At 68.1% G+C, this 17768-nt stretch carries 16 protein-coding genes; 12 read left to right on the top strand and 4 right to left on the bottom strand.

Features of this window, described 5'->3' with window-relative positions; translation table 11 throughout:
- Positions 1-206 precede the first annotated feature (206 nt).
- A complete protein-coding gene (locus OTB20_RS02930) occupies positions 207-1811 on the top strand; it encodes an ABC transporter substrate-binding protein (protein WP_267814948.1) in 1605 nt (534 codons plus the stop codon).
- A 154-nt stretch (positions 1812-1965) separates the two neighbouring features.
- Entirely contained in the window at positions 1966-3546 is a 1581-nt protein-coding gene (locus OTB20_RS02925) for an ABC transporter substrate-binding protein (RefSeq protein ID WP_267815098.1), read from the top strand.
- 115 nt (positions 3547-3661) lie between these two features.
- Here OTB20_RS02925 and OTB20_RS02920 read toward each other — a convergent pair whose 3' ends face one another.
- Positions 3662-4336: a response regulator gene (locus tag OTB20_RS02920; RefSeq protein WP_267756721.1), complete on the bottom strand. Its 675-nt coding sequence runs from the start codon at positions 4334-4336 to the stop codon at positions 3662-3664.
- Between the two features lie 66 nt (positions 4337-4402).
- The gene (locus OTB20_RS02915) at positions 4403-5308 is read right to left on the bottom strand and encodes a RecB family exonuclease (protein ID WP_420716309.1); all 906 of its coding nucleotides are present in this window, start codon (positions 5306-5308) and stop codon (positions 4403-4405) included.
- A 68-nt stretch (positions 5309-5376) separates the two neighbouring features.
- Here OTB20_RS02915 and OTB20_RS02910 point away from each other — a divergent pair, with 68 nt between their 5' ends.
- The 3 genes from OTB20_RS02910 (at position 5377) to OTB20_RS02900 (ending at position 8472) form a co-directional block, all read left to right on the top strand.
- Entirely contained in the window at positions 5377-6681 is a 1305-nt protein-coding gene (locus OTB20_RS02910; RefSeq protein WP_420716308.1) for a site-2 protease family protein, read from the top strand.
- 18 nt (positions 6682-6699) lie between these two features.
- Positions 6700-7641 (top strand): tRNA (adenine-N1)-methyltransferase, encoded by a 942-nt coding sequence (locus OTB20_RS02905; protein WP_267756697.1) that lies wholly within the window; start codon positions 6700-6702, stop codon positions 7639-7641.
- A 219-nt stretch (positions 7642-7860) separates the two neighbouring features.
- Positions 7861-8472 carry a hypothetical protein gene (locus OTB20_RS02900; protein ID WP_420716307.1) on the top strand — a complete coding sequence of 204 codons (612 nt, stop codon included), beginning with the start codon at positions 7861-7863 and terminating at the stop codon, positions 8470-8472.
- Positions 8473-8476: 4 nt separating this feature from the next.
- On the opposite strand, the gene OTB20_RS02895 is transcribed toward OTB20_RS02900, so the two are convergent.
- Positions 8477-8797: a ferredoxin gene (locus tag OTB20_RS02895; RefSeq protein WP_267814947.1), complete on the bottom strand. Its 321-nt coding sequence runs from the start codon at positions 8795-8797 to the stop codon at positions 8477-8479.
- Positions 8798-9061: 264 nt separating this feature from the next.
- Between OTB20_RS02895 and arc the strand changes: the two genes are divergently transcribed.
- From arc to prcA, 6 genes are all read left to right on the top strand, one after another.
- Positions 9062-10828, top strand: coding sequence for a proteasome ATPase (arc, locus tag OTB20_RS02890; RefSeq protein ID WP_267814946.1), 1767 nt, complete (start codon positions 9062-9064; stop codon positions 10826-10828).
- Between the two features lie 262 nt (positions 10829-11090).
- Positions 11091-12602, top strand: a complete 1512-nt coding sequence (gene dop / locus OTB20_RS02885) for a depupylase/deamidase Dop (protein WP_267814944.1) — start codon at positions 11091-11093, stop codon at positions 12600-12602.
- 197 nt (positions 12603-12799) lie between these two features.
- A complete protein-coding gene (locus OTB20_RS02880; RefSeq protein ID WP_133898495.1) occupies positions 12800-13012 on the top strand; it encodes a ubiquitin-like protein Pup in 213 nt (70 codons plus the stop codon).
- A 47-nt stretch (positions 13013-13059) separates the two neighbouring features.
- A complete protein-coding gene (locus tag OTB20_RS02875; RefSeq protein WP_267814943.1) occupies positions 13060-13659 on the top strand; it encodes an endonuclease VII domain-containing protein in 600 nt (199 codons plus the stop codon).
- Positions 13611-14450 (top strand): proteasome subunit beta, encoded by an 840-nt coding sequence (prcB, locus tag OTB20_RS02870; protein ID WP_267814941.1) that lies wholly within the window; start codon positions 13611-13613, stop codon positions 14448-14450. Before OTB20_RS02875 ends, prcB begins: the two co-directional genes overlap by 49 nt.
- 46 nt (positions 14451-14496) lie before the next feature.
- Positions 14497-15261 (top strand): proteasome subunit alpha, encoded by a 765-nt coding sequence (gene prcA / locus OTB20_RS02865; protein WP_267756691.1) that lies wholly within the window; start codon positions 14497-14499, stop codon positions 15259-15261.
- A gap of 62 nt (positions 15262-15323) precedes the next feature.
- Here prcA and OTB20_RS02860 read toward each other — a convergent pair whose 3' ends face one another.
- Positions 15324-16322: a LacI family DNA-binding transcriptional regulator gene (locus OTB20_RS02860; RefSeq protein WP_267814939.1), complete on the bottom strand. Its 999-nt coding sequence runs from the start codon at positions 16320-16322 to the stop codon at positions 15324-15326.
- Positions 16323-16469: 147 nt separating this feature from the next.
- Between OTB20_RS02860 and OTB20_RS02855 the strand changes: the two genes are divergently transcribed.
- Positions 16470-17756, top strand: a complete 1287-nt coding sequence (locus tag OTB20_RS02855) for an MFS transporter (RefSeq protein ID WP_267814938.1) — start codon at positions 16470-16472, stop codon at positions 17754-17756.
- Positions 17757-17768: the final 12 nt, after the last annotated feature.

Here is a 17768-nt window from a genome sequence, read left to right as displayed (position 1 = left end):
TTCAAGCCACCCCTCCCCAGGCCACTAGTGTCGATCCGGGCACTGCGCCGCACCTCAGCCGTCCCGGAAACACACCCCCTGTTCCGGAACCGCGTGGACCGATCGTCACAACACCGGCCCGATCGTTCCGCCCCGAACGGGCGACCGTCGCGATGCCCTCCACGCCAGCTTTGAAACAAGTGCCGGGTCGAGGGAGTACTTCCAGCATGAACCGCAAGACCATGGCGCTGACGGCAGCCGCCGGACTGCTCACCCCCGCGCTGACCGCCTGCGGCAGCACCGGCGGCGCAGGAGCGGGATCCGGAGCGATCGTCGTCGGCACCACCGACCGGTTCGAGGCAGCCGACTACGCCCCCGCCCCGCTCGACCCCGCCTACGCCTACGACGCCGGCAGCTGGAACATCCTCCGCCAGGCCGTCCAGACGCTCATGCACATCCCGCGCGGCGGCGGCCAGCCCGTCCCCGAAGCAGCCACCGACTGCCGCTTCACCGACGCAGGCAACGAGAGCTACCGCTGCATCCTGCGCCCCGGCCTCACCTTCGCCGGCGGAGACCCGCTCACCGCCCAGGACGTCAAGTTCTCCATCGAGCGCGTCCTCGCCATCAAGGACGAGAACGGCCCCTCCTCGCTGCTCTCCACCATCGACACCGTCGAGACCAAGGGCACCGACACCGTCGTCTTCCACCTGAAGACCGCCGACGCCACCTTCCCGTACAAACTCTCCACCCCCGCCGCCGGCATCGTCAGCGCCAAGAAGTACGACGCCAAGAAGCTCCGCCAGGGCTTCGCCGTAGACGGCTCCGGCCCCTACACGGTGAAGACCGAAGTCAAGGACAACCGCCTGGTGCGCGCCGTCTTCAGCAAGAACCCGAACTACAAGGGCGACCTGAAGCTGCAGAACGACAAGGCCGAACTGCGCGCCTTCGACGACTCCGACGCCATGGGCAAGGCCCTGGAACGCGGCACCATCCACATGGTCTCCCGCACCCTGTCGCCCGCCCAGATCACCGGGCTCTCCGTGAATCCCCCCAAGGGCATCAAGCTCGTCCCCATGCCCGGCCTGGAGATCCGCTACCTCGGTTTCAACACGGACGCCCCCGGAGTCAAGGACAAGGCCGTACGCCAGGCCCTCGCCGCGGCCGTCGACCGTGGCGCCCTCATCAACAAGGTCTACGGCAAGTCCGCGCAGCCCCTGTACTCACTGGTCCCCACCGCCGTGACCGGCCACGTCAACTCCTTCTTCAACAAGTACGGCGAAGCCAACACCGCCAAGGCCGCCGACCTGCTGAAGGCCGCCGGGATCAAAACCCCGGTCAAGCTCACCCTCAATTACACCAACGACCACTACGGTGACGGCACCGCGGCCGAGTTCGAAGCCCTCAAGACCCAGCTGAACTCCACCCGGCTCTTCGACATCACCGTCCAGGGCGCCGAATGGGCCGTGTTCAGGCCCGCCCAGAAGAAGGGCGACTACGCCGCCTACGGCCTCGGCTGGTTCCCCGACTACCCCGACGCCGACAACTTCCTCGCCCCCTTCCTGGAGCAGGACAACTTCCTGGGCACGCCGTACGCCAACACCACGGTGCGCACCAGGCTCATCCCCGAATCGCGCCGCGCCGCCGACCGGGGCGTAGCCGCCCCCGCGATCGCGGAGATGCAGGACATCGTCGCGGAGGACGTACCCGTACTGCCCCTGTGGCAGGGCAAGCAGTACGTCGCCGCACGCGACGGGATCACCGGAGTGGCCTGGTCGGTCAACTCCATCTCCGACCTCCAGCTCTGGGAGCTCGGCCGCGGCGTCAGCGGCTGACACCCCGACCCCGGAACCGGCACCGGCCACGGACCCCGGCCCAGGCCGGAACCGGACCCCGGCCCCAGACCCCGGCCCGTGACCACACCACGGACCGGAAGACGACGCAGACAGAGCCAGACGACCCAGTGAGACTGAGAAGGACGTTCGCGTGATGAGACGTAACCAGTGGTTGGCGGCCCCGCTCGGAGCGGCCACCACCGCCGCACTGCTCAGCGGTTGCGGTGCGACGGACGGCTCCAGCGCCGGCAGCGGCAAGGGTGTCGTCATGGGCATATCCGACAGGGTCAAGGCCACCGACCCCGCCTCGGGCTACGACCCCGGCTCCTGGCTGCTCTTCAACAACGTTTTCCAGTCCCTGCTCAGCTTCCCCAAGGGCGCCACCACCCCCGAACCGGACGCGGCGGAAGCCTGCGCCTTCGAGGGCAGTGAGAGCAGAACCTACGTGTGCACCCTGCGCGACGGACTGAAGTTCAGCAACGGCAACAGCCTCACCGCCCAGGACGTCAAGTACTCCTTCGAGCGCACCCTCAAGATCAACGACGAGAACGGCCCCGCCGTCATGCTCGCGTCGATCGGCTCCATCGACACCCCCGACGACAAGACCGTCGTCTTCCGCCTCAAGGCGCCCGACGCGACCTTCCCCAGCAAGATCGCATCCGGCGCCGGCTCCATCGTCGACCACACCCAGTACCCCGCGGACAAACTCCGCACCGATGGCAAGGCCTTCGGGTCGGGCGTCTACACACTGGACTCCATCAACGACAAGAGCGCCGCCTTCTCCGTCAACGACGCCTACACCGGCAAGGCCAAGCCGAAGAACAGCGGCGTCACCATGAAGTTCTTCAACGAGGACCAGGCCGCCCTCAAGAAGGTCCTCGAAGACGGAGACGTCGACTTCGCCTTCCGCGGACTCGCCGCCAAGGACATCGCCGGCCTGGTCGCCGCCCAGACCGGAGACGGCAAGGTCGAAGTGGTCCAGGGAGCCGGCGCCGAAGTCGAGCACCTCGTCTTCAACGTGAGCGACCCCGTGGCCGGGAAACTCCCCGTCCGCAAGGCCATCGCCTACCTCGTCGACCGCGAAGCCCTCGTCAGGCAGGTCTACGAATCGACCGCCACCCCGCTCTACTCCATCGTCCCGGCCGGCATCGCCTCCCACACCACCGCCTTCTTCGACCGCTACGGCGGCGCCCCCCAGCCCGAGAAGGCCAAGGCCGCCCTCCGCACGGCCGGCATCAAGGACAAGGTGAAGATCACCCTGTACTCGACGCCCAGCCGCTACGGCCCCGCGACCGACCAGGAATTCCAGCTCATCGCCAAACAGCTCAACAGCAGCGGCCTCTTCGAAGCCGACGTCAAGTCCGTCGAGTTCGAGCAGTACGAGAAGGACATCCAGGCAGGCAAGTACGGCGTCTACGTCAAGGGCTGGGTCCCCGACTACCCCGACGCCGACAACTTCACGCAGCCCTTCTTCGGCCCCGACAACGTGCTGCACAACAACTACGACAACAAAGAGATCACCGGGACGATCATCCCGTCGACCTCCGCGAAGTCCGACCGCGGCTCCGCCAGCGGCGACTACAGCCGCCTCCAGGACATCGTCGCCGACGAGATCCCGCTGCTCCCCCTCTGGCAGAGCAAGCAGTACGCCGTCACCCGCCCCAACGTGACCGGCCTGCAGTGGTCCCTGGACGCCTCCACCGTCTTCCGCTTCTGGGAGATCAGCAAGGGCTGACCCCCACCCCCGCAAGGGCTGACACCCGCCCACGACAACGGGCCCGCCTCCGCATCACGCGGAAGCGGGCCCGTTGCCGTGTACCCGTACCCCTGGAACAGCGACCCGAAGGCGCCTACTGACCGGCCCCCGGACGCACCAGACCGCACTCGTACGCGTACACCGCCGCCTGCACCCGGTCACGCAGACCCAGTTTCGTCAGCACATGGCCCACATGCGTCTTCACCGTCGTCTCGCTCACGAACAGATCCGCCGCGACCTCCGCGTTCGACAATCCCCGGGCCACCAGCTTCAACACCTCGACCTCACGCTCGGTCAACGAACCGATCATGTTCGGAACGCTGTCCTCACCCGACGGCAGATGCCCCGCGTACTTGTCCAGCAGGCGCCGCGTGATGCTCGGCGCCAGCATCGCCTCGCCACCCGCCACCACCCGGATCGCCTGCACCAGCTCCACCGCCGGCGCATCCTTCAGCAAGAACCCACTGGCCCCCGCCCGCAACGCCTCCACCACGTACTCGTCCAGATCGAACGTCGTCAGCACCAGCACCTTCGCCGGACCGTCCCGGCCCGGACCCGTGATCTGCCGCGTCGCCTCCACGCCGTCCATCCGCGGCATCCGGATGTCCATCAGCACCACATCGGGCTGCAACGCCCGCACCTGGTCCAACGCCTGCAGACCGTCCCCGGCCTCACCGACCACCGCCAGATCCTGCTCGGCCTCCAGGATCATCCGGAAGCCGGTACGCAGCAGCGGCTGATCGTCGACCAGCAGTACGCGGATCGCCACGGGGTCTACCTCGTATTCGTCGGACACCAACGGGGGAACCCCGCCCATTCTGCCCTGACCCGAAGATCAGGACTCCCCGCGGCCACCCGACGGCAACTCCAGCGGATAGACCGGGGGAGTACCACCGAACTCCGGACACACCGCCTGATGATCACACCAGCCGCACAGCTTCGTCTTCCGCGGCCGCCAGTCACCCGTCTCCGTCGCCTCCCGGATCGCCTCCCAGAGCGCCAGCAGCTTGCGCTCCATCCGCTCCAGATCCTCGATCACCGGGTCGTACGTCACCACGTCCCCGCTGCCCAGATAAACCAGCTGAAGCCGCCGCGGCACCACCCGCTTCAGCCGCCACACCACCAACGCGTAGAACTTCATCTGGAACAGCGCGCCCTCGGCGTACTCCGGCCGCGGCGCCTTGCCCGTCTTGTAATCGACGATCCGCACCTCACCCGTCGGCGCCACATCCACCCGGTCGATGATCCCGCGCAGCCGCAAACCCGAATCCAGCTCCGTCTCCACGAAGAACTCCCGCTCCACCGGCTCCAGCCGCGTCGGGTCCTCCAACGTGAACCACCGGTCCACCAGCGCCTCGGCCTCCGTCAGCCAGCCCGCCAGCCCCGCCCCGTCATCACCCTCCGGGAACAGCTCCAACAACTCCGGCTTCGACTCCACCAACCGGTCCCACTGCCCCGGAATCAACGCCTTCGCCCGCGGCGCGGTCCGCTCCGGCGCAGGATGATCGAAAAGCCGCTCCAGCACCGCGTGCACCAACGTCCCCCGCGTCGCCGCCGCACTCGGTTTCTCCGGCAACTTGTCGATCACCCGGAACCGGTACAGCAACGGACACCGCATGAAATCGCTCGCCCGCGAAGGCGACAGCGAAGAAGGCGCCACGGCCGCCCCCTGGGCGGGCACGCGAGGGGTCACTGCATCGGTCACTGCATCGTCCGGACCGCTGCCGGGGCTCGTCGTCATACGCAAAACCCTACGACCCGCCACCGACAGGACGCGCATACCATCGACGTCGACCCCCCTCGCACTGCATGATCGGAGCATCACACCGCGCAACGGCGCACCCGGACACCACGGGAAAAAACACCAGAACCACCGGCGCACCACCACCGGGCAGCAGCGAACGAAGGACAACCGTGGCAGACACCGACGAAACCGGCGAGCGCGCGGGCCGCCGCTCAGGACCGGGCGGCGGACTCCTCATGGGCCGCCCCTTCGGCGTACCCGTCTACGTCTCGCCCAGCTGGTTCCTCGTCGCCGCGCTCATCACCTGGGTCTTCGGCGGCCAGCTCGACCGGATCCTGCCCGACCTCGGAATCCTGCGCTACCCCGTGGCACTCTTCTTCGCCGTCGCCTTCTACGCCTCGGTCCTCGTCCACGAACTCGCCCACACCATCGCGGCGCTCCGCTTCAAACTCCCCGTACGCCGCATCCAGCTCCAGTTCTTCGGCGGCGTCTCCGAGATCGAGAAGGAATCCGAAACCCCCGGCCGCGAATTCGTCCTCGCCTTCGTCGGCCCCCTCCTCTCCCTCCTCCTCGCCGGCGCCTTCTACCTCGGCATGAAAGCCGTCGAACCCGCCAGCGTCCCCGGAGTCCTCCTCGCCGGCCTCATGATCTCCAACCTCCTCGTCGCCGCCTTCAACCTCCTCCCCGGCCTCCCCCTCGACGGCGGCCGCATGCTCCGCGCCGTCATCTGGGGCATCACCGGCAAACCCATGACCGGCACCATCGCCGCCGCCTGGGCCGGCCGCGCCCTCGCCGTCGCCGTCCTCCTGGGCCTGCCCCTCCTGAACTACACCGGGACCCTCGGCAACCGCGCCGACGACATCGGCGGCATGGACACCGTCATGGACGCACTCCTCGCCGCCATCCTCGCCGCCATCATCTGGACCGGAGCCGGCAACAGCCTGCGCGTCGCCCGCCTGCGCGAACACCTCCCGGAACTCCACGCCCGCAAACTCACCCGCCGCGCCATCCCCGTCGACACCGCCACCCCCCTCTCCGAAGCCCTCCGCCGCGCCAACGAAGCCGGCGCCCGCGCCCTCGTCATCGTCGACGGACTCGGAGACCCCACCGGCATCGTCCGCGAGAGCGCCATCGCCTCCGTCCCCGAACACCGCCGCCCCTGGGTCGCCGCCGGCACCCTCGCCCAAGACCTCACCAACGGCATGAAGGTTTCAGCGGATCTCACCGGCGAAGAACTCCTCGACCACCTGCGCACCACACCCGCCACCGAATACCTCGTCCTCCAGTCCGACGGCGCCATCTACGGCGTCCTCTCCACCCTCGACGTGGAAAAAGCCTTCGTGAAGGCCATGGCGCGGCCCCAGTCCTGAAGCCAATACACTGGTCACATGTCCGAACCGACCGGTGCCGCCCGCCGACGCGGGCCCTTCGAGGTCGGGGACCAGGTACAGCTCACCGACCCCAAGGGCCGCCACTACACGTTCACGCTCGAAGCCGGGAAGAATTTCCACACCCACAAGGGTTCCTTCCCGCACGACGAGCTGATCGGCTCCCCCGAGGGAAGCGTTGTCCGTACCACGGGCAACGTCGCCTACCTCGCGCTGCGTCCCCTGCTCCCCGACTATGTCCTGTCCATGCCCCGCGGTGCCGCCGTGGTCTACCCCAAGGACGCGGGCCAGATCCTGGCCTTCGCCGACATCTTCCCCGGCGCCCGCGTCGTCGAAGCAGGTGTGGGCTCCGGCTCCCTGAGCAGCTTCCTGCTGCGCGCCATCGGCGACCAGGGCATGCTCCACAGCTACGAGCGCCGCCAGGACTTCGCCGAGATCGCCACGGCCAACGTCGAGCGCTACTTCGGCGGCCCGCACCCCGCGTGGCAGCTGACCGTGGGCGACCTCCAGGACAACCTGTCCGACACGGACGTCGACCGCGTGATCCTCGACATGCTCGCCCCGTGGGAATGCCTGGAAGCCGTCTCCAAGGCGCTGGTCCCCGGCGGCATCCTCTGCTGCTACGTGGCCACCACAACCCAGCTCTCCCGGACCGTCGAATCCATCCGCGAGTTCGGCTGCTACGCCGAACCGCAGCCGTGGGAATCGATGATCCGCAACTGGCACGTCGAGGGCCTGGCCGTCCGCCCGGACCACCGCATGATCGGCCACACCGGCTTCCTCGTCACCGCCCGCCGCCTCGCGGACGGCGTCGAGCCGCCCATGCGCCGCCGCCGCCCCTCCAAGGGCGCCTACGGCGAGGACTACGACGGCCCCGGCAGCAAGTCCGCCGTCAAGACCGCCGAGACGGCCGAGGCCGCCGAGGCCGGCGACCGCGACTGACCAAGGACCGGCCCGCCGCCCGGCAGGCCCGCCAACGAACGGACGCTGTGGCGCAGTTCCCCCGAAACATCAGGGAACTGCGCCACAGCGTCTTTTCGTTGTCCCTACGGTCCACCCGGAGCCGGCGGGCCGGCCGGTCCGGACCCACCCGTTCCACCCCGATGTGAGGTGTGGCACGATGCTGGCTCCCCGTCACCCTTCGCACAGGAGACACCCCGCGTGCCGCACAGCCCCGCCGAGCCGTCGCCGAGCACCCCCACCCCGGCGCACTACCGGGCCCGGCCCGTCCACTGGCTCGCCACGGCCTCGGCCATGGCCGCCGTCGTAGCCGGCGCCGGACTCCTGCAGCCCGCCCCGGCCACCGGAGCCTCCGCGACGACCCCGATACGCCCCGCGAGCGCCGCCAACGGCCCCGAAACGGCCGCTCCCGACGCGCACGCGCTCACGTACCCCCTGGACTGCAAAGGCGCCCCACAAGCCGTCACGGCCACCGCGGAAGGTGACCTGGACGGCGACGGCCGCCCCGAAACCGTGGCGGCCGTCCGCTGCGACGCGGGCTCCGGCACCCCGCCCCACGCCCTCTACGTCCTCGCCCAGGACCCGGCGAAAACCGCGAACCCCCGCGTCGTCGCCACCCTCCTCGAAGCCGGCCGCAAGCAGACCGCCACCGAGCTCACCATCCGCGACGGAGTCGTCACCGCGAGCCTCCTCGGGTACTCCTCGCCCGAAGTGCCCCGCTACAGCCCCGATACCAAGCAGCTCGCCAAGTGGCGCTGGACCGGCGGAAAATTCCGCCAGGAGCTTACGGACTCGACCCCCACGGGTGTTTGAACGCTCACTCCGCGTCGGGACCGAAGACTTCGACCCTGTCCGAAACCCGCCTTACATGGATGCAGTCCCCGGGACATTCCTTCGCCGAATCCACCACGTCCTGCAGCAGCACCAGCGGAACCGGAGTGGTCGCCCCCGCCTCCACGAGCAGCTCGTCGGCAGGGCTCTTCACGTACGCCAGACCATCAATGTCCAGCTCGAAGACCTCAGGCGCGTACTGCACACAGATGCCGTCGCCAGTGCAGAGGTCCTGGTCGATCCAGACTTCGAGCGGCTCTCCGGCACCCGCAGTCCCCTCGGTGACTGCCTCCTGCTGCACGGTCATATCTCCTGCCGTTCCCTGCTCTGAGTGATCCATCCCGGTCACAACTCGCGGCAAGTCGCGCGAGCTCTGACGGGTGTTGAACAGTTCGACCTTACAACCGGCTGCTTTCCGATGTTGATGGGTGGGTATTTCCTTGGGGTGAGGGAGTACGCAAGGGTGAAGATCGGACACACCCCTACCGTCTTTGTGATCTAGGGGTTTCAATCACCACCAGCCCAGGTAGGGTCAGAAAGCGTCCAGCTCCCCCCGGAGGAGGTGAGGACCGTGGCAGCCCACGACGACGACAACAACCGCGGCATCCGGCCCACGCGAGGGTCTGAGGACCCCGCAGGCCAGGTTGCCTATCTCGAGCAGGAAATCGCCGTCCTGCGACGTAAGCTCGCCGACTCTCCGCGACACACGAGGATTCTCGAAGAGCGGATCGTCGAGCTCCAGACAAACCTGGCAGGCGTCTCCGCGCAGAACGAGCGGCTGGCGAACACCATGCGCGAGGCCCGCGACCAGATCGTGGCCCTCAAGGAAGAAGTCGACCGGCTCGCACAGCCGCCGGCCGGCTTCGGAGTCTTCCTGCAGTCGAACGAAGACGGAACCGTCGACATCTTCACCGGCGGCCGAAAGCTCCGCGTGAACGTGAGCCCCAGCGTCGAACCGGAAGAGCTCCGGCGCGGCCAGGAGGTCATGCTCAACGAAGCCCTCAACGTGGTCGAGGCCATGGCGTACGAGCGGGCCGGGGACATCGTCACCCTCAAGGAAATCCTCGAGGACGGCGAGCGCGCCCTGGTGGTCGGGCACACCGACGAGGAAAGGGTGGTGAGGCTCGCCGAGCCGCTCCTGGACGTCACCATCCGCCCCGGCGACTCCCTGCTGCTCGAACCCCGCTCCGGCTACGTCTACGAGATCGTCCCCAAGAGTGAAGTCGAAGACCTCGTCCTCGAAGAGGTCCCGGACATCGACTACGACAAGATCGGCGGCCTGGGCGACCAGATCGAACTGATCCGCGACGCCGTCGAGCTCCCCTACCTCTACCCCGACCTCTTCAAGGAACACGAACTGCGGCCCCCCAAGGGCATCCTGCTCTACGGCCCCCCCGGCTGCGGCAAGACGCTCATCGCCAAGGCCGTGGCCAACTCCCTTGCCAAGAAGGTCGCCGAGGTGACCGGCCAGCCCACCGGGAAGTCCTACTTCCTGAACATCAAGGGCCCCGAACTCCTCAACAAGTACGTCGGCGAGACCGAGCGGCACATCCGCCTCGTCTTCCAACGTGCCAGGGAGAAGGCGAGCGAGGGCACCCCCGTCATCGTCTTCTTCGACGAGATGGAATCCCTCTTCCGCACCCGCGGATCCGGAGTCAGCTCGGACGTGGAGAACACCATCGTCCCCCAGCTGCTTGCCGAGATCGACGGCGTGGAAGGCCTGGAGAACGTCATCGTCATCGGCGCCTCCAACCGCGAAGACATGATCGACCCGGCCATCCTGCGCCCCGGCCGGCTCGACGTGAAGATCAAGATCGAGCGCCCCGGTGCCGAGGCCGCGAAGGACATCTTCGCGAAGTACCTCAAGGCCACGCTGCCCCTGCACACGGACGACCTGTCCGAACACCAGGGCTCCACCGCCGAGACCGTCCACAGCATGATCCAGACCGTCGTCGAGCAGATGTACGCCGAAACCGAGGAGAACCGCTTCCTCGAGGTCACGTACGCCAACGGAGACAAGGAAGTCCTCTACTTCAAGGACTTCAACTCCGGCGCGATGATCCAGAACATCGTGGACCGTGCGAAGAAGATGGCCATCAAGGCCTTCCTCGAGCACAACCAGAAGGGCCTTCGCGTCGCCCATCTCCTCCAGGCTTGCGTGGACGAGTTCAAGGAGAACGAAGACCTGCCCAACACCACCAACCCCGACGACTGGGCCCGAATCTCCGGAAAGAAGGGCGAGCGGATCGTATTCATCCGAACCCTCGTCACCGGAAAGCAAGGCGCGGACACCGGACGCTCCATCGACACGGTGGCCAACACCGGTCAGTACCTGTAACAAAGCGGTCCGGCTGCGGGTGCCCGGCAAGGGCACCCGCAGTCACCATTCTTTAACCCCGACACTTCTCAGCTCTTTTCAGCCGGTGACAGGGCAAAGTCAATGACTGAAATGATCTCCCCACCAGCGCCGAGTGGTTCTAGGCTCTTCCATACCGCAGGTCGCGCAGTGCGGGGACGGGCACCGCACACGACGCACCGGAGCACCAGCGGTACTTGAGCGCCGCTCCCGAACGGGAGCGCCGCCGGGCAAGGAGGGCCGCATGACCGTACGGCGAGTAATGGGGATCGAGACGGAGTACGGGATCTCCGTCCCGGGTCACCCGAACGCCAATGCCATGCTCACCTCATCCCAGATCGTCAACGCCTACGCGGCGGCGATGCACCGGGCGCGACGCGCCCGCTGGGACTTCGAGGAAGAGAACCCGCTGCGGGACGCCCGCGGCTTCGACCTCGCCCGCGAGGCCGCCGACAACAGCCAGCTCACCGACGAGGACATCGGCCTCGCCAACGTCATCCTCACCAACGGCGCACGCCTCTACGTGGACCACGCCCACCCCGAATACAGCTCCCCGGAGATCACCAACCCGCTCGACGCCGTCCTCTGGGACAAAGCCGGCGAGCGGATCATGGCCGAGGCCGCCGTCAGGGCCGCCCAGCTCCCCGGGGCCCAGCCCATCCACCTCTACAAGAACAACACCGACAACAAGGGCGCCTCCTACGGCACGCACGAGAACTACCTGATGAAGCGGGAAACCCCCTTCTCGGACATCGTGCGCCACCTCACCCCCTTCTTCGTCTCCCGCATCGTCTTCACCGGCGCCGGCCGCGTCGGCATCGGCCAGGACGGCCGCGAACACGGCTTCCAGATCAGCCAGCGCGCGGACTACTTCGAGGTCGAGGTCGGCCTCGAGACCACCCTCAAGCGCCCCATCATCAACACCCGCGACGAACCGCACTCGGACGCCGAGAAGTACCGCCGGCTCCACGTGATCATCGGCGACGCGAACCTCTCCGAGATCTCCACCTACCTCAAGCTCGGCACGACCGCACTCGTCCTGTCCATGATCGAAGACGGCTACATCAACGTCGACCTCGCCGTGGACCAGCCCGTGCGCACCCTGCACCAGGTCTCCCACGACCCCGGCCTGCAGCACCTCATCACGCTGGGCAGCGGGCGGACGCTGACCGCCGTACAGCTCCAGATGGAGTACTACGAGCTGGCCAGGAAGTATGTGGAGGAGCGTTTCGGCTCCGACGCGGACGAGCAGACCAAGGACGTGCTGGCCCGCTGGGAGGACGTACTGGGCCGGCTGGAGACCGACCCGATGAGCCTGTCGGGGGAGCTCGACTGGATCGCCAAGCGGGAGATCCTGGAGGGCTACCGGCGCCGTGACGGCCTCGGCTGGGACGCCGCCCGGCTCCACCTGGTGGACCTGCAGTACGCGGACGTACGGCCCGACAAGGGGCTGTACAACCGGCTGGTGGCCCGCGGCAAGATGAAGCGGCTCCTGGACGAGACCGCGGTGGAACGGGCGCAGAGCAAGCCCCCGGAGGACACCCGGGCGTATTTCCGGGGCCGGTGCCTGGAGCAGTACGCGGACGACGTGGCCGCGGCCTCCTGGGACTCGGTGATCTTCGATCTGCCCGGCCACGACTCCCTCCAGCGGGTGCCCACCCTGGAACCCCTGCGGGGGACCCGGGCGCACGTCAAGGAGCTCCTGGACCGCTGCCGGACGGCGGAGGACCTGGTACGGGTGCTTTCCGGCCGCTGAGCCTTTCCGATCGATGCCCGGGCGGGGGCTGAAAGGCCCCCGGCCCGGGAATCATGAAGACACCCGGACGTTTTGAAAGTACCGGGACGGATGTCGGGCCCTCCTTGTAGGGTCCGACGTAGGGTCTGATCTTGAGGGATCCCGAATTCCCGGGGTCTCTCCGTGTGAGCGTGCGAACCGAGCGGGGTGAGCTAGACATGGCGACCAAGGACACCGGCGGCGGACAGCAGAAGGCGCAGCGCTCGACCGAGGAGGTCGAGGAGGCGGCGGTCGAGGAATCGACCGACCTCAAGGAGCGACAGGAAAAGCTCTCCGACGACGTCGACTCGGTACTCGATGAAATCGATGATGTCTTGGAGGAGAACGCCGAGGATTTCGTGAGGTCCTTCGTGCAAAAGGGTGGCCAGTAAAGGTGCTTAGCTAGTTCTTCCTTCGATTCGAAGGTGTGGGGGGTTGGGTGGCCGAGGTGGTGCCTGAAGGCGTGAAACGGTGCTCGCGCTGCAAGCGCGTTCAACCATTCAAAGCCTTCGCGAGCAATCGCTCGATGCGGGACGGCTTTCAGGCGTACTGCCGTGAGTGTCAGGCCGATCACTACAAACAGCGGCAGGAAGCGAAGGGGCGGACGGTGCGGGCGAAGATCCCCGTGCCGTCCGGCCACAAGCGGTGTCCCCAGTGGGGGGAGATTAAGCCCCATTCGAACTGGGAGCGAAACAAGACGAGCTCGGACGGTTGGGCCAGCTACTGCCGAGAGTGCCGCGCGCAACGCAACCGAGCCTCGTATTTCAAGAGGCATTACGGCATTACCGAGGCCGAGCGCGAGGAGATGATCGCGGGTCAAGGCGGGGTCTGCGTGATCTGCCAGGAAGTACCGGCCGAGCATGTGGATCACGATCATCGGACGGGTAGGGTCCGAGGCGTACTTTGTTTCGGCTGCAACGCAGGGATAGGGCAGCTCAAGGATCGGCCGGACGTCTTGAGGCGTGCAGCCGCATATGTGGAAGGAAACCTGTGGAACCCAACATTCGTAGCACAGGGCGTCTACCGGCAGCCTTCCTGACGCCGGGGTCCTCGTCCTTCATGGACTTCCTGGGGGCGCACCAGCCCGAGATGCTGCCGGGCAATCGGAAGCTGCCCGAGGGTGTCATCGAGGCGCCGCACGGGACGACCATCGTGGCCGCGACCTTCCCCGGTGGGGTCGTGCTCGCCGGTGACCGGCGGGCGACCATGGGGAACATGATCGCGCAGCGGGACATCGAGAAGGTGTTCCCGGCGGACGAGTTCTCGGCCGTCGGCATCGCCGGCACCGCCGGTCTGGCCGTGGAGATGGTGAAGCTGTTCCAGCTGGAGCTGGAGCACTTCGAGAAGGTCGAGGGGACCACCCTGAGCCTGGAGGGCAAGGCGAACCGCCTGTCCACCATGATCCGGGGCAATCTGGGCATGGCGATGCAGGGTCTGGCCGTCGTTCCGCTCTTCGCGGGCTTCGACGAGGCCAAGGAGAGGGGCCGGATCTTCTCCTACGACGTGACGGGCGGCCGCTCCGAGGAGCACGGCTACGCCTCCACCGGTTCCGGCTCGATCTTCGCCCGCGGGTCGATGAAGAAGCTGTACCACCCGAAGCTGACGGAGGAAGAGGCGACGACGCTCGTCGTCCAGGCGTTGTACGACGCCGCCGACGACGACTCGGCGACCGGTGGCCCGGATCTGTACCGGCACATCTATCCCATCATCACGGTCATGACCGAAGAGGGATTCCGCAGGCTGACCGACGAGGAGTCCTCGGAGCTGGCCCGCAAGATCACGAATCGTCGGCTGGAGCAGCCCGACGGCCCGCGCGCCGCCCTGCTCTGACCATCCGTCGCCCCGTAGGAGCCCAGAAGAAAGGGACGGACAGCCGGTGTCGACTCCGTTCTACGTCTCACCCCAGCAGGCCATGGCCGACCGGGCGGAATACGCCCGCAAGGGCATCGCCCGGGGTCGCAGCCTTGTTGTGATCCAGTACGCCGACGGCATCGTGTTCGTCGGTGAGAACCCGTCCCGCGCGCTGCACAAGTTCAGCGAGATCTACGACCGGATCGGCTTCGCGGCCGCCGGCAAGTACAACGAGTACGAGAACCTGCGGATCGGTGGTGTGCGCTACGCGGATCTGCGTGGATACACCTACGACCGTGAGGATGTGACGGCCCGTGGGCTGGCGAACGTCTACGCGCAGACGCTCGGCACGATCTTCTCCTCGGCCGGTGAGAAGCCGTACGAGGTGGAGCTGGTCGTGGCCGAGGTCGGTGCGACGGCGGCCGGGGACCAGATCTATCGGCTGCCGCACGACGGTTCGATCGTGGACGAGCACGGATCGGTCGCGGTCGGTGGCAATGCCGAGCAGATCAGTACCTATCTCGATCAGCGGCACCAGGACGGGATGACCCTGTCGGAGGCGTTGAAGCTGGCGGTGCAGGCGCTGTCGAGTCAGGCGAACGGTACGGACAAGTCGATTCCGGCGGAGCGGCTGGAGGTGGCGGTGCTGGACCGTAAGCGGGCTCAGCAGCGCAAGTTCAAGCGGATCCGGGGACGGCAGCTGTCGCGGCTGCTGGAGGCGGACGTGCCGGCGGCGGCTCAGGCGGATGCCGTGTCGAACGACGAGGCTCCCGATGAGGAAGCCGAGTAGAGCAGTGGATCGTGTGTGAGTGGGAGTGCCTCCGGCCTGAAGGCCGGGGGCGCTTTTGCGTTTCAGGGGGTGGGCGCGGGGCCCGAGGAGTCGCGGACGACGAGTTCGACGGGGATGTCGTCGGCGGTCCAGGGGGTGCCTTCGAGGACGGCGAGGAGGGCGGTCATGCCCTGTTCTCCGACGTGTTCGGCGGGGAGGCGGACGGTGGTGAGTTCCGGTTCGACGGCGGTGGCGAGGGCGAGGTCGTCGAAGCCGGTGACGGAGAGGTCTTCGGGGATGCGCAGGCCGAGGCGGCGGGCGGCCTTGCAGGCTCCGGCGGCGAGGATGTCGTCGTCGCAGACGATGGCGGTGGGGCGGGCTCCGGGGGCTGCCAGGGCGGCTTCGGTGGCCGTACGGGCGCCGTCGACGGTGAGGGGGGCCCGTACGGTGCGCAGCTCGGTGTGGGGGCCGAGGAGGGCGGTCAGGGCGTCGGCGCGGACGGTGAAGGTCCAGGAGTCGACGGCCGAGGCGAGGTGGAGGATGCGTCGGTGGCCGTGGGTGAGGAGGTGTTCGGTGACCTGGCGCATGCCGTCGGCGATGGCGAGGTTGACGTGGGCGGCGGCGGTGTGGGCGGTGGGGTCGCTGTCGAGCATGACGAGGGGGAGGGTGTCGGTGGCGAGGGCGTGGAGGGTGTCGGCGGCCATGGAGGAGGCGATGACTCCGTCGAGGGCGGCGCGTGCGGAGGCGAAGGGGTCGCGGGCGGGGCCGGTGCCGTCGGGGGAGGGGTAGAGGACGACGCCGAAGCCGTGGCGGGCGGCGATGCGGGCGGCGCCGGTGTAGACGCGGGCGAAGAATTCGTTGGTGAGGGCGGGGACGACGAGGAGGGCGGTGCGGGTGGAGCCGAGGCGGAGGTTGCGGGCGGCGAGGTTGGGGCGGTAGCCGAGTTCGGTGGCGGTGTGGCGGACGTGGTCGGCGGTGCGTTCGGAGACGCGGCCGCGCCATTTGTCGCCGAGGACGAGGGAGACGGTGGCCTGGGAGACCCCGGCGGCGGTGGCCACGTCGCGGCTGGTGGGTCTCGTCACACGGTGCTCCTGTAGTGCGAGGTCAGGTGGGGTGTGGGGGGTCGGGTGGGTGGACCGTCCGACTGGGGCCATGGTACGTATGACCCGTCACGTTATACGTATTACTTCGGTTACTCCCGGCTGGATTCCGGGCGGAAGGGGGCGGACATGGCCGCGGGTTACGCGGAGCTGCTCAGGACCCGGCATGCCGCGAGGCTGCTGGTGGGCACGCTCATAGGCCGGCTGCCGAACGGGACGGGGCCGATCGCGATCGTGCTGTTCACCCGGGCGGAGGGCGGCAGCTACACCCTGGCGGGTGCGTTGGCGGCCGCGTACGGGGTGGCGAACGCGGTGGGGCAGCCGCTGCTGGGCCGGGCGGTGGATCTGTTCGGGCAGCCGCGGGTGCAGTTGCCGGCGGCGGTGGTGTCGGCGCTGGGCATGGTGTGGCTGGCGTTGGCCGGTACCGGGTCGGTGGCGGTCGCGTATGCCGCGGTGGTGGTCGCGGGGCTGTTCACGCCGCCGCTGGAGGGCGGGCTGCGTGCGCTGTGGCCGAGCGTGCTGGGGGGCAAGGAGGAGCGGGTGCACGCGGCGTACGCGATGGACGCGGTGGCCCAGGAGGTCATGTTCACGGTGGGGCCGCTGCTGGTGACGTTGTGCGTGGCGCTGTGGGATCCGGCGGCGGCATTGCTGGTGATCAACGGGATCGGGGTGCTGGGGGCGCTGTCGGTCGTGGTGTCGGAGCCTTCGCGTACGTGGCGTTCGGCGCCGCGGGAGGCGCATTGGCTGGGGGCTCTGCGTTCTCGGGGGCTGCTGGCGTTGCTGGGGGCGTTCTTCTTCGTGGGGACGGCGCTGGGTTCGATCACGGTGGCGGGTGTGGCGTACGCGGACGAGCACGGGGGGCAGGCGGTGTACGGCTGGCTGATGGCGGCGCTCGGGCTGGGTGCGCTGTTCGGTGGTGTGCTGTACGGGGCGCGGCAGTGGGCGGGTGCGCCGGAGCGGCGGTTGCGTTTGCTGGTGGCGTTGCTGGCGGTGTGTTATCTGCCGTTGATGCTGGTGCCGGGTGTGGTGGCGATGACGGGGTTCGCGGCGTTGGCGGGGGTGTTCCTGGCTCCGGCTCTGGCGTGTGCGTTCATCGTGGTGGACCGGCATGCCCCGGCGGGCACGGTGACGGAGGCGTTCTCCTGGTTGGTGACGTTCTTCGGGGTGGGTGCGGCGATCGGTACGGCGGCGGCGGGTCCGTCGGTGGAGGCCGGGGGTACGGCGGCCGGTTTCGCGGTGGCGAGTGTGGCCGGGTTGGCGGCTCTGCTGGTGCTGACGGCCACTCAGCGGGTGTTGGCGCGGCCGGGTGCGAGTCGTGCGGTGGCGGGTTCGTCGGCTGGGCCGGGGGAGGGGTTCGTGGCGGGTTCGGCGGGGCCGGTCGAGGGTTCTGCGGAGGCCTCGGTGACGGGGTCTTAGGCGGGTCGGTGG

Origin of the sequence: Streptomyces sp. H27-H1, from assembly GCF_026627445.1 — a bacterium.
Lineage (GTDB): Bacteria > Actinomycetota > Actinomycetes > Streptomycetales > Streptomycetaceae > Streptomyces.
This window is presented reverse-complemented; position numbering and strand designations above follow the sequence as displayed.

Coding starts and splice junctions, on each gene's coding strand:
- OTB20_RS02855 (WP_267814938.1), top strand. CDS start 16,470: ATGGCCGCGGGTTACGCGGAGCTGCTCAGGACCCGGCATGCCGCGAGG.
- OTB20_RS02925 (WP_267815098.1), top strand. CDS start 1,966: ATGAGACGTAACCAGTGGTTGGCGGCCCCGCTCGGAGCGGCCACCACC.
- OTB20_RS02905 (WP_267756697.1), top strand. CDS start 6,700: ATGTCCGAACCGACCGGTGCCGCCCGCCGACGCGGGCCCTTCGAGGTC.
- OTB20_RS02895 (WP_267814947.1), bottom strand. CDS start 8,797: ATGACCGTGCAGCAGGAGGCAGTCACCGAGGGGACTGCGGGTGCCGGA.
- OTB20_RS02910 (WP_420716308.1), top strand. CDS start 5,377: ATGATCGGAGCATCACACCGCGCAACGGCGCACCCGGACACCACGGGA.
- OTB20_RS02915 (WP_420716309.1), bottom strand. CDS start 5,308: ATGACGACGAGCCCCGGCAGCGGTCCGGACGATGCAGTGACCGATGCA.
- dop (WP_267814944.1), top strand. CDS start 11,091: ATGACCGTACGGCGAGTAATGGGGATCGAGACGGAGTACGGGATCTCC.
- OTB20_RS02880 (WP_133898495.1), top strand. CDS start 12,800: ATGGCGACCAAGGACACCGGCGGCGGACAGCAGAAGGCGCAGCGCTCG.
- OTB20_RS02930 (WP_267814948.1), top strand. CDS start 207: ATGAACCGCAAGACCATGGCGCTGACGGCAGCCGCCGGACTGCTCACC.